Origin of the sequence: Sphingosinicella sp. (genome assembly GCF_052387495.1) — a bacterium.
In the GTDB taxonomy this organism is placed as follows: Bacteria; Pseudomonadota; Alphaproteobacteria; order Sphingomonadales; family Sphingomonadaceae; genus Allosphingosinicella.
Genome location: NZ_JBQTJC010000131.1, coordinates 1 through 9,537 on the forward strand (window position 1 = coordinate 1; position 9,537 = coordinate 9,537).

The following is a 9,537-nucleotide window of genomic DNA, read 5'->3' on the forward strand; positions in this document are numbered from 1 at the left end:
CGACGCCGATCACGACGCGCTTGCAGCTCGCCGGCGCGCGCGCCCGGTCCCGCTCGTTCCCGGCGCGGGTCCACAGCGCGCCCTCCACCTCCTCGATCAGCTCGCCGTCCAGCTCCTGCCGGCCGAAGCGGGTGCCGCCGTAGAGGTCGTTCAGCTCCGCCTGGACCGCATCCGGCAGGTTCAAATTGTCGCGCGTTCGTCCCCGCGAAATGGCGGTGTCCGCCGCGCCGACCAATCGACGCAGCAACGCGATCGGCCGGGGCGTCGTAGTCATCAGCGCCCGTGGCCGCGTTCCCAGCCGCAACCCCAGCTTGAGATTGTCCCATGTCGCCTGCGGATGGGCCCATTTCGCCAGCTCGTCGCACCAGGCGAAGTGATGCTGGGGCCCGCGCAGGCTATCGGGGTTCGCGCCCGAATAGACGAACGCCTCCGCCCCGCCCGAGAACCGAACCAGTCCGCGGGAGGGATGCCAACCCACCTCCTCCCCGGTCCGGGCCACCGCGATCAGGCCGCTTTCCCCCTGGATCATCACCCGCTCCACCTCGGCCGGCGTGCCGCCGATCAGGGCGATCCGGGCGCCGGGATGGCTGCGCGCCAATTCACTCACCCATTCCGCGCCGGCGCGGGTCTTGCCGAAGCCGCGCCCCGCCATCATCAGCCACTCGCTCCAGTCGCCGGCCGGAGCGAGCTGGCCGTCATGCGCCCAAAGCGCCCAGCATTCGAAAAGGCTCCGGAGCTGAGGTTCGGTCAGCCGCGCAAGGACATAGGCGATCTCCTCGGCCGTCCGGCCGCCCAGCGCTTTAGCCAGGTCGCGAAGCGCCTCGATTTCGCTCATCAACCCCGCCGCGTCCGGCGGTCCAGCACTGCGAGCAGCTTCGTCAGCGCCCCGATCAGCTCCGCCTTGCTCGCCGTCCTCGGACGTGCGCCGACGCGGCGGCCGCCGCCCGTGCTTGGACGCGCGTGTCGCAGGATTTGCAGGGCCAGCGCGGGGTCGAACTGGCCGAGATCGACCGGCGGAATCTCGCCCGGCTCGACCGGAGTCATCCGCCCGCCGCTTTGCGCATAGAGGATGCACAGCTCCTCGAGCCGTGCCTTCGCCATTGCGTGCGCCGCGTCATATTGCTCGGCGAACTCGCTGTCGCGGCGGCGCAGCCGATAGGCGGCGCCCTCCGCCATGCCGGCGGTGCGGCAGGCCTCGGCGGCATTGCCGGTCGCGGCATAATGATCGAGGAAAATTTCGCGTTTCTCCGCCGTCCACCCGTCCTTGCGCACCTTTCGCACCTGCTTGCCGTTCTTGCCGCCCGACACGATCCGCTCCGGTTCGTCGCTCATCCCTGCCTCGCCAAATGAAAAGGCCGGCCGCGGCATTGCCGCGCCGGCCTTGAAAATTTTCCTGCAAGCCTTCCGAAGCGTCCTGCTGTCGCCCGCCCTCTCCCGAGTGGGCGGTGCGAATCAGCTACACTTCTTCAGCATGGGTAGAATGTGCCATATCAGCGTGACGCTGTCAAGCACTTTTTTCCATGTCGGTTCGAAAAATTTGCGCCGCCTGGTTCAGATCCGCCCCATCAGGAGCAGGATGACGAGCACGATCAGCACCACGCCGAGCAGGCCAGAGGGCCCGTAGCCCCAGCTGCGGCTATGGCCCCAGGAGGGCAGCGCCCCGATCAGGAGCAGGACAAGGACGATGATCAGAATGGTGCTGAGCATGAAATCTCTCCGCTTGAGACGCGGCGACAGGCCGCATCGTTCCAGGCTCGAAACGCCATCGGCGCGGGGAGGTTCCTGATCCGGCGCATGGGGCGCGCCGGGCCGAGGCTCGGTTTCATCAGCCGCCGACCATGGCGCGCGGTGCCCCCGCTTCCTATATGCTTGGCACAAAGTATGGAGGCCGCGTGGACAGGGACCAGATGCTCAAGGAGCGCGCAAGGCTGCAGGCGGCGCTGGACGGCTACAATCAACAGGAGGCCACGGTCGGGCGCCATGTCGGCCTCATGGCGCGGATCGCCAACCTCGACGACCGGATTGCGAACGCCGCCAATGCGTGAATGCCCGCGCGGCGAGAAGCGTCCCGCCGATGCCGTGGGCCGGGCTGTCATGGCCGGCGGGATCGCGACGGCGAGGTCGGGGACGAGCGCGACCCGGTGCGAAGCGCCGCCGCCGAGCCTGGCCGCCGGGGCGGGAATAAGCGCGCCGAGAACATGACGCCGGAACGCCGGGCGGAGATCGCGCGCAAGGCGGCGGAGGAGCGATGGGCAAAGCGCTAGGCGCGCGATTTGTCCCCATTAAAATCCAGCTCTGGCGGCGCACGGTCCGCAATCACAGCCGGACCCAACAGAAAAGGGCCGGCGAGTCGCCCCGCCGGCCCTTCGCAACTCGGTATGAGACCGTTGCTTAGCCGCTCATCGCGGTCGAAACGTTGGTGAAGGTCTGGTTGAGGCTGGTGCCGAGGCCCTGCATCGCGGTGATGGCGGCAACGGCGATCAGCGCGGCGATCAGACCATATTCGATGGCGGTCGCGCCCTTGCTGTCACGCAGCAACTGAAAAAGCTTCTTCATGTCCACAGTCCCTCATTCTTTAGACGACAGAGAGACCTGCCGCCGCGTCCGCCATCGCCCGAACGCCACTAAGGGAGCGTGGAGAAACATGGTTAACAGGCCGGTAACTTGCATGCTATGAGCGGCGCGCCAGTGATGACACGGTCTCAATTGGCCATGTGGAAGCCGCCGCCCGGGCCAAAGGACGGCGGCTTCTTCGCCGCAGACGAGCCGCGGCCAATCGCGGCGGACGCGAAGCGGCCGCAAGTTGGCCGCGGACTCGGCCAGGCCGGCCGACGGGTCGGGCTCGCGCGAACCTATTCGAAAGTCCCCACCAAAATCGCCTCTTCGTCGGCCTCCCGCTCCTCCCCGTCCCGATAAACCAGATCCAGATACCTCCCCGCGAGCTGGAAATGCGCCCAGGCGGCGCGGCTGTCGCCGGCTTCGTCGCCGAGCGTCAATTCGGCCTCCGCCCGCTCCAGATAATAGTCCTTGTCGGCTTCGCTCGGCATCGTCGCTCCCGTGAGGCTGAGCCGTCCCAACCCGCCCGGACCCCGCCCGGTTCCGCTTTCCCGTTGATCTGGATCAGCTTTCGGTCCGGCACGGAAACGAACCGGCGATCGCGGCGTTGTGCAGCCATCGACGGGAGAGGCTCCATGCCCGAGCATGACGAGAGCAGGACGGTCCACAAGACCCGCCGCCGGCGCGGGAACGGCTGATGGCCGCCCGCTCCGCCTTCACCCTGTTTCAGCAACGCAAATGGGAGCATCCAATGGCCGAGGACTATACCGACGCGATCGCCTTGCTGAAGGCGGACCACCGCAAGGTGGAGCATCTCTTCGCCTCGTTCGAGAGCGCGAGGGACGCCGCCCGCAAGGAGAAGCTTGCCCGCCGGATCTGCACCGAGCTCAAGGTCCACACGATGATCGAGGAGGAAATTTTCTACCCCGCCTTCGAGGGCAAGATCGAGGAGGAGATTCTCGCCGAAGCCTATGTCGAGCATGACGGCGCCAAGGTCCTGATCAACGACATCGAGGCCGGCGGCGAGGGCGACGACTATTACGACGCCAAGGTCAAGGTCCTCCAGGAGCAGATCGAGCATCACGTCAAGGAGGAGGAGCGCCCCGCCGAGGGCATGTTCGCCCAGTGCCGCGACACCGACGTCGACCTCGTCGCGCTGCGCGATCGCATGCTCGCCCGCAAGGAGGAGCTGATGGCCCAGGCCGAGCGCGAGGGCCTGCCCCCGACCAGGCCAAAAGTCGTCGAGGCGGCGCCCGCCTGATTGTCGCGGCTCAGCAGCCGAGCGCGGCGAGGTTGGTGCGGGCTTGCTGCAGCTGGCGGAGCCGCTCGGCGCGAACGGGCGAGTTGATCGCGGCGTAGATCTGGTTGGAGATGTGGTAGCTCAGACCGTACCAGGGCTGATAGCGCGCTAAGGGAAAGCTCCAGCGCTGCGCGATTGGGCTGACGATCGCCCAGGCCTGATCCATTATCCGCGGATCGCCGCTGGGATTCTGCTCCTGCATCGTCCTCGCGCCCATCACCGCCTGATAATCCGCCTGGGCGACGCGCAACTGCCCCTCCGACCAGGTGTCCGGCGTCGGCCCGTCGCGGCTCAGCTCGGCATAAAGCCGCCGATTGTTGTCGCAGCGCAGATCCCGCTGCGCCGGATCGTAGGGGCTGCTCTCGCTCGGTCCGCGCAGACCGCCCCGGCCACGGCCGCGCGGATCGGCATAGGGGCCGGAGTCGCTGTCGGTAATGCCGGTGCCGCCTCGCCCGCGCCCGACCGGATCGGTGGGGTCGCTGTCGGTGACGCCGGTCGAGCCCGGCCGCGGCCCGCCCCCTCGGCCTCGCCCGGCCGGGTCGGCGCCCACTCCCGAATCCGTGTCGGTGATGCCGGTGCCGCCGCCGCGCCCCCGGCCCACCGGGTCGGTCGGATCGCGGTCGGTGATCTGCGCCCGCGCCTCGCCGCCGACCAGCGCCAGCGGCCCGCCCGCGACGACCGCGCCGCCGGCGACCCGCGCGAGAAAGGAGCGGCGGCAGAGCTTGTGCAAGGGCTTCATCATCGCCTCCCTCGGCGCGGGTCCTACTCCCGAAACCCGCGCTGGCAGCGCATGAGCGCGGCGTAGCGGTCGTCCGCCGCGCCGCTGCCCCGCCCGCGCTGGACCGGATCGGCGCCGGCGCCCCTGTCGCGGTCGGTGATGCCGGTGACGGGCCGTCCGCCGCCGCCGCGGCCGCAGCCGACCGGGTCCGCGCCCGCTCCGCTGTCGCTGTCGGTCACGCCCGTGCCCTGCCGCGCCGTGGTGCCGCGCCCGCGTCCCGCGGGATCGGCGCCATAGCCGCTGTCCTGATCGGTGATGCCGGTCCCGCCGCCGCGCCCCCGGCCCACCGGGTCGGTCGGATCGCGGTCGGTGATCTGCGCCCGCGCCGCGCCGGCGAGCGCCAGGGCCGCGCCGCCGCCGGTGACCCGCGCCAGGAATGAGCGTCGATTGATCTTGTGTCCCGGTCTCATGGCTCCCCCCATGACCCTGACTCAGCACGCGAAGCCTCTGCCTGTTCAGGGCACGTGGCAAGCGATTTGTGACGGCGCCGGGGCGGGTCAGAACAAGGCGATCTCGGGCCTCGCGATCATCAGCCAGAAGATCGCGGCGACGGAGGCGAAGGCGGGAAAGCCGAACGCGAACCAGCGGCGGTACAGGTGGTGATAGGCCGCCGGCAGCGGTTCCCCGGCCGCCGCCGCCGCCCGCGCCAGGTCGCGCATCCGCGCCTGCATCCACACCACCGGCAGCCAGAAGGCGCCGGTGACCAAATAGAGCAGGATCGAGAGCGCGATCCAGCCTTCGCTCAGCGGATAGCCGATTTCGCGCGCGAGCAGCCAGCCCGTCACCGGCTGCGCCGCCACGGCGGTAGCCGTGAACACGAAATCGGCGATCACCACGATCCGCGCCACCCCGGCGATCAGCCGCGCGTCGCCGGTCCGGTGCGCGAGCAGCATGAAGAAGGCGATGCCCGCCCCCGTCCCGAGCAGCACCGCGGCGCCGATCACGTGCAGATATTTGAGGATGAAATAGGCCGTCATCTCTCGTCCAGCATCGCCAGCGTGACCAGATTCAGCGCGAGGATCGGCCAGATTTTCAGCATCGGCCCGATCGGCTCGGCCCACAGCCGCGGCAGCAGCAGCGAGCCGGCGAGCGCGTAGAACAAGGCGAGCGCCAGCGCCGCGAGCAGGGCCGGCCGCGCCGTCCGCCGGAAGAGGATGCCGACGCCGATCGCAAGGTCGGCGAGCGAGCCCGCGATCACCGCCGCGTCGCTGTACGCGCCCAGCCCCGCCTCGCGCAGCAGCGCCTCGCCGATCGCCCGCCCCGGCCCGAGCGAGATCAAGGCGGTCAGGATCCAGAAGGCCGCGAAGACGATCAGGATGAGCGGCTTCAGCAGATAGAGCCGCGCGAACCAGCGCTCCTGCACCGAAGCGGGCTCGGCGGCCAGCGCTTCGGCCAGCGAGCGCGGCGCGATCCCGGTCACCCGCATCCACTCGCCCGGATCGCCCACCGCGCCGCGTTCCAGCTCGCGCCGCGCGGTCGAGCGCAGCGGCGAACGCCAGCCCAGCCGCCCCGCGAGATCGCCCAGCCGATAGGCCATCCCGATCGCCCATCCCGGCAGCCGCAGCACCCGCGCCGGCGCCCACCCCAGCCAGCGCCGATAATGCGCAACCACATCCTCAACCGTCATCGCCTCGGGAAAAGCGAGATCGAGCGTCACCCGCGCCGGCGCCCCGGGTCGGATCAGCCGCGCCACCGTCTCCGCGACCTCGTCGAGCTGGACGATCTGGATCCGCCCCGCCCCCGCCTGCACCGGCGCGAACGGCAAGGCCGCCACCGCGCGAAACAAAGCGCTGCCGCCATAGGCCGCTCGACCGACCACCACCGCCGGACGCAATATCACCCAATCCAGCCCGCTCGCCTTCAGTCGCTCCTCGATCCGGTGCTTGCTTTGTGAGAACGGCGTCGGCGCGCCCGCGTCCGCCCCGATCGCCGAGACGTGGATCACCCGCCGCACGCCCGCCGCCTCGCAGGCGGCGTAGAGCGCCGCCGGCGCGCGCTCCTGCACCAAAGCGACATCGTCGCGCCCGCTGTCCTGCAGCACCCCGGCGGCATTGGCGACCGCGTCCACGCCCTTGAGCACCCCCGCCCAATCCTCGGGCCGGACCGCGACGCGCAGGTCGATCCGTATCACCTCGTCGGCATTGAGCCGCGCCGCCGCGGTCCCGCCGCCGCGCGCCACCGCGACGATTTCGATCCCGTCGCGCTTCAGCCGCGCCGCGATCGCCGAGCCGATCAGCCCGGTCGCGCCGAGAAGAAGAACGCGCATGCCTCCCGGGTGGACCCTAATGCCCCTGGTGGATGAGCGGCGCGTCGCCCGCGCAGATCACGCGCAGCGCGCTGATCCTGTCGTTCCACTCGCCGAGCGCGCGCGCGGCGCCGCGGTAGCTGCGCCGCGCGCCGCCGAAATTGATCCGGGCGTAGGCGAGCAGGCGGCAGCCGGAGGCGCAGGCGAGCGACGAGATGCTATTGTCCCGGTCCGCGCCGACCCATTCGACCGACGCCTCGGCGCGCACGTCCACGCGCCGGCCGCGATAATCCTCCTCCTCGAACGTGGCGCAGCCGCGATAGGAGATCTCGGGCGGCTCGCCGGCCTCCGGTACCTGGGTTGGCAGGCTATAGCGGTCGTGCTTGCCGGCCTTGCCCTTAGGCTCGTCCCACGCCGCCCCCGGCACCGCCGAAAAGACGAGGGCCGCTCCAGCCGCCGCGCCGGCGGCCAGCCACGCTCCGGCCGATCTCCTCCGCATCCTATCCTCCCCGAGTCGCTCGGACGGAAAGCTACCCTACCCGCGGCCCCGCGCCAAAGTCCGTTCCCTCGCCACCGTTGCTGGTCGCCGCGCCGGACCGTAAGGACCGCCGATGCTTATCGCCACCCAACTCGGCGCGGCCGCACTCCTCACCCTGGCGATGACGATCGTCCATGGCGCGGGCGTCGCCGGCATTGCCCACGGCCTCGGCCTCGATCGCCGCCGCATCGCGGGCGGGTTCCACCTTCGCACCGTGGTGATCCTCGCCGCGGTCGCGCTCATGCTGCTCGGCCTTCACCTGATCGAGATCGTCCTGTTCGGCCTCTTCTATTTCGCGGTCGGCGCGATCGGCTCGCTCGAGGAGGCGCTGTTCGTCTCGGCCTCGGCTTATTCGACCCTCGGCCATGCCGAATATGCGATTCCGGTCGAATGGCGGCTCCTCGGCGCGATCGAAGGCGTGATCGGCTTCCTGATGCTCGGCTGGTCGACCGCCTTCTTCGTCACCGACATGAACAAGCTGCTGCGCGAACCCTCCTGAATCGCCGCCCCCCGCTCAGCGCCCGCGCCGGGCGCGGCGCTCCGCCGCCCATTGCCGGACCAGCGCCGAGGTGCAGCCGGTCTGCCCTCCGGAGCCGACCACCGAGCAGCTGTCGGGCCGCATCGTCCGCGCGTCCTCCTCCAGGACGTCGTTGCGAGTCCCCCAGGCGATCTCCGCCGGCCGGTCGGTCCGCTCGCGCAGCGCCGGCGGGATTCGGTAGCGCTCCTCCTCGGGCCGCCGCGCGCAGACGACGATATCGTCCCCCTCCGGCTCCGGGCAGCGTTCCTCGCCATAGACGGTGATGTTGATCTGCCGGACGGGCCCGCCGTCGCGCTGGGCGGCGAAGGCGGCGGGTGCGGTCAGAAAAAGGACAAGCGCAAACAGGGGGCGGGGACGACCCATAACACCTCGCAAATCGTCCCCTGTCGCAGCCGCCTTGTGGCAGAGATCGCCGCGATGTCGAGCCCAAACCCGCTTCAGAGCAGAGCGATCAGCAGGAAGCCGCCGACCAGCAGCACGGTGAAGATCGTGCCGATCAGGTTCAGCCTTTTCTCGATGAAGCCCTGCATCCGCTCGCCGTAGCGCTTGAGCAGCCAGGCGATCAGGAAGAAGCGGGCGCCACGCGTGATCGTCGCGAGGATCACGAACAGCGGGAAATTATAGGCGAAGAAGCCGCTCGCGATGGTGACGATCTTGAACGGGATCGGGGTCAGCCCTTTGATCAGGATCACCCAGGCGCCGTAATGGTCGTACCAGGCGCGGAACTCGCCGATCGCGTCGTGGGCGCCGTAAAGGTTGATCAGCCACAGCCCGACGCTGTCGTAGAGGAAATAGCCGATGGCGTAGCCCAGCATCCCCCCCGCGACCGAGGCGATCGTGCACACCGTCGCGATCCAATAGGCCTGCTCGCGCCGCGCCAGGATCATCGGCACGAGCATCACGTCGGGCGGGATCGGGAAGATGCTGCTTTCCGCGAACGACACCGCCGCCATCGAGCGGATGGCGTGGCGGTGATGGGCGAGACGAAGCGTCCAGTCGTAAAGCGGTCGAAACATCCCGGCCCCGGTGATAGGTCGCCGGGGCTTAGCGGGGAATGCCGGGCCGCACTAGGGCCGGAATCCGGTCGGCTCTTCCTAGGAAGCGGGACGATCGCTGTTGAAGATGTCGGCGGCTGCTTTCCACTCGCCCGCGATGTTGCGCCACACAACGACATATTTGCCGGTATCGGTGACGCGCCCGTTCGGCCCGTCATAGGCCATGCGGTAAGTGCCGCGGTCGAGCGCCATGTCCCCGCCGGAAGCGACGACGATCTGCTCCGCCGCGAAGGTGAGCTCGAGGCCGGGTGCCGCCATCATGTCGCGCCAGACCTGCTCGATCGCCGGACGGCCGATCCCGGCCGGGGCGTTCGGCGGAAGCACGGCGCCGTCCTCGCTGTAAAGTTGCGCGATTCCGGCGGCGTCGCGATTGCGGACTAGCTCCAGCCAGCGTTCGGTGACGGCGCGGATCGCCGCCTCGTGATCGGCAGCGGCGGGCGCCGCCGCATTGGCTGCTCCGTTCGCGGTCGCCGCTTCGTTGGCCGCCGGCGAGCAGCCGGCCAGCGTCGCGCCGGCGAGAGCGCCCG

16 protein-coding genes are annotated in these 9,537 nt (G+C 69.7%); 3 read left to right on the top strand and 13 right to left on the bottom strand.

Annotated elements, in window-relative coordinates; all coding sequences use genetic code 11:
- From ACT4N8_RS07465 to ACT4N8_RS07475, 3 genes are all read right to left on the bottom strand, one after another.
- The coding region (locus ACT4N8_RS07465; RefSeq protein WP_444857506.1) for a terminase large subunit domain-containing protein at positions 1 to 835 on the bottom strand (835 nt) is incomplete at its 3' end.
- Positions 835 to 1,332 (bottom strand): hypothetical protein, encoded by a 498-nt coding sequence (locus tag ACT4N8_RS07470; protein ID WP_444857507.1) that lies wholly within the window; start codon positions 1,330 to 1,332, stop codon positions 835 to 837. The genes ACT4N8_RS07465 and ACT4N8_RS07470, both read right to left, overlap by 1 nt.
- Before the next feature lie 219 nt (positions 1,333 to 1,551).
- Positions 1,552 to 1,707, bottom strand: a complete 156-nt coding sequence (locus ACT4N8_RS07475) for a DUF3309 family protein (RefSeq protein ID WP_444857508.1) — start codon at positions 1,705 to 1,707, stop codon at positions 1,552 to 1,554.
- Between the two features lie 185 nt (positions 1,708 to 1,892).
- Between ACT4N8_RS07475 and ACT4N8_RS07480 the strand changes: the two genes are divergently transcribed.
- Positions 1,893 to 2,045 carry a hypothetical protein gene (locus tag ACT4N8_RS07480; RefSeq protein WP_444857509.1) on the top strand — a complete coding sequence of 51 codons (153 nt, stop codon included), beginning with the start codon at positions 1,893 to 1,895 and terminating at the stop codon, positions 2,043 to 2,045.
- A 346-nt stretch (positions 2,046 to 2,391) separates the two neighbouring features.
- Here ACT4N8_RS07480 and ACT4N8_RS07485 read toward each other — a convergent pair whose 3' ends face one another.
- Positions 2,392 to 2,556: a Flp family type IVb pilin gene (locus tag ACT4N8_RS07485; RefSeq protein ID WP_444857510.1), complete on the bottom strand. Its 165-nt coding sequence runs from the start codon at positions 2,554 to 2,556 to the stop codon at positions 2,392 to 2,394.
- 296 nt (positions 2,557 to 2,852) lie between these two features.
- On the bottom strand, positions 2,853 to 3,047 hold the full coding sequence (locus ACT4N8_RS07490; protein ID WP_444857511.1) for a hypothetical protein: 195 nt from the start codon (positions 3,045 to 3,047) through the stop codon (positions 2,853 to 2,855).
- Between the two features lie 260 nt (positions 3,048 to 3,307).
- Here ACT4N8_RS07490 and ACT4N8_RS07495 point away from each other — a divergent pair, with 260 nt between their 5' ends.
- Positions 3,308 to 3,817 (top strand): hemerythrin domain-containing protein, encoded by a 510-nt coding sequence (locus ACT4N8_RS07495; protein ID WP_444857521.1) that lies wholly within the window; start codon positions 3,308 to 3,310, stop codon positions 3,815 to 3,817.
- A 10-nt stretch (positions 3,818 to 3,827) separates the two neighbouring features.
- On the opposite strand, the gene ACT4N8_RS07500 is transcribed toward ACT4N8_RS07495, so the two are convergent.
- From ACT4N8_RS07500 to ACT4N8_RS07520, 5 genes are all read right to left on the bottom strand, one after another.
- Positions 3,828 to 4,595 (bottom strand): hypothetical protein, encoded by a 768-nt coding sequence (locus ACT4N8_RS07500; RefSeq protein ID WP_444857512.1) that lies wholly within the window; start codon positions 4,593 to 4,595, stop codon positions 3,828 to 3,830.
- Between the two features lie 23 nt (positions 4,596 to 4,618).
- A complete protein-coding gene (locus ACT4N8_RS07505) occupies positions 4,619 to 5,044 on the bottom strand; it encodes a hypothetical protein (protein WP_444857513.1) in 426 nt (141 codons plus the stop codon).
- An 87-nt stretch (positions 5,045 to 5,131) separates the two neighbouring features.
- Complete coding sequence (locus tag ACT4N8_RS07510) at positions 5,132 to 5,611, bottom strand: DUF2269 family protein (RefSeq protein ID WP_444857514.1); 480 nt, start codon at positions 5,609 to 5,611, stop codon at positions 5,132 to 5,134.
- On the bottom strand, positions 5,608 to 6,900 hold the full coding sequence (locus tag ACT4N8_RS07515; protein ID WP_444857515.1) for an SDR family oxidoreductase: 1,293 nt from the start codon (positions 6,898 to 6,900) through the stop codon (positions 5,608 to 5,610). The genes ACT4N8_RS07510 and ACT4N8_RS07515 overlap by 4 nt, the downstream gene beginning before the upstream one ends.
- A 16-nt stretch (positions 6,901 to 6,916) precedes the next feature.
- A complete protein-coding gene (locus ACT4N8_RS07520) occupies positions 6,917 to 7,378 on the bottom strand; it encodes a hypothetical protein (RefSeq protein WP_444857516.1) in 462 nt (153 codons plus the stop codon).
- Between the two features lie 112 nt (positions 7,379 to 7,490).
- On the opposite strand from ACT4N8_RS07520, the gene ACT4N8_RS07525 reads away from it, so the two are divergent.
- Positions 7,491 to 7,916 carry a two pore domain potassium channel family protein gene (locus ACT4N8_RS07525; RefSeq protein ID WP_444857517.1) on the top strand — a complete coding sequence of 142 codons (426 nt, stop codon included), beginning with the start codon at positions 7,491 to 7,493 and terminating at the stop codon, positions 7,914 to 7,916.
- 15 nt (positions 7,917 to 7,931) lie between these two features.
- On the opposite strand, the gene ACT4N8_RS07530 is transcribed toward ACT4N8_RS07525, so the two are convergent.
- The 3 genes from ACT4N8_RS07530 to ACT4N8_RS07540 form a co-directional block, all read right to left on the bottom strand.
- Positions 7,932 to 8,318, bottom strand: a complete 387-nt coding sequence (locus ACT4N8_RS07530) for a hypothetical protein (RefSeq protein ID WP_444857518.1) — start codon at positions 8,316 to 8,318, stop codon at positions 7,932 to 7,934.
- A 74-nt stretch (positions 8,319 to 8,392) separates the two neighbouring features.
- On the bottom strand, positions 8,393 to 8,971 hold the full coding sequence (locus ACT4N8_RS07535; protein WP_444857519.1) for a YqaA family protein: 579 nt from the start codon (positions 8,969 to 8,971) through the stop codon (positions 8,393 to 8,395).
- A 78-nt stretch (positions 8,972 to 9,049) separates the two neighbouring features.
- Positions 9,050 to 9,537 (bottom strand): YybH family protein (locus tag ACT4N8_RS07540; RefSeq protein WP_444857520.1); only part of this gene is annotated, 488 nt, incomplete at its 5' end.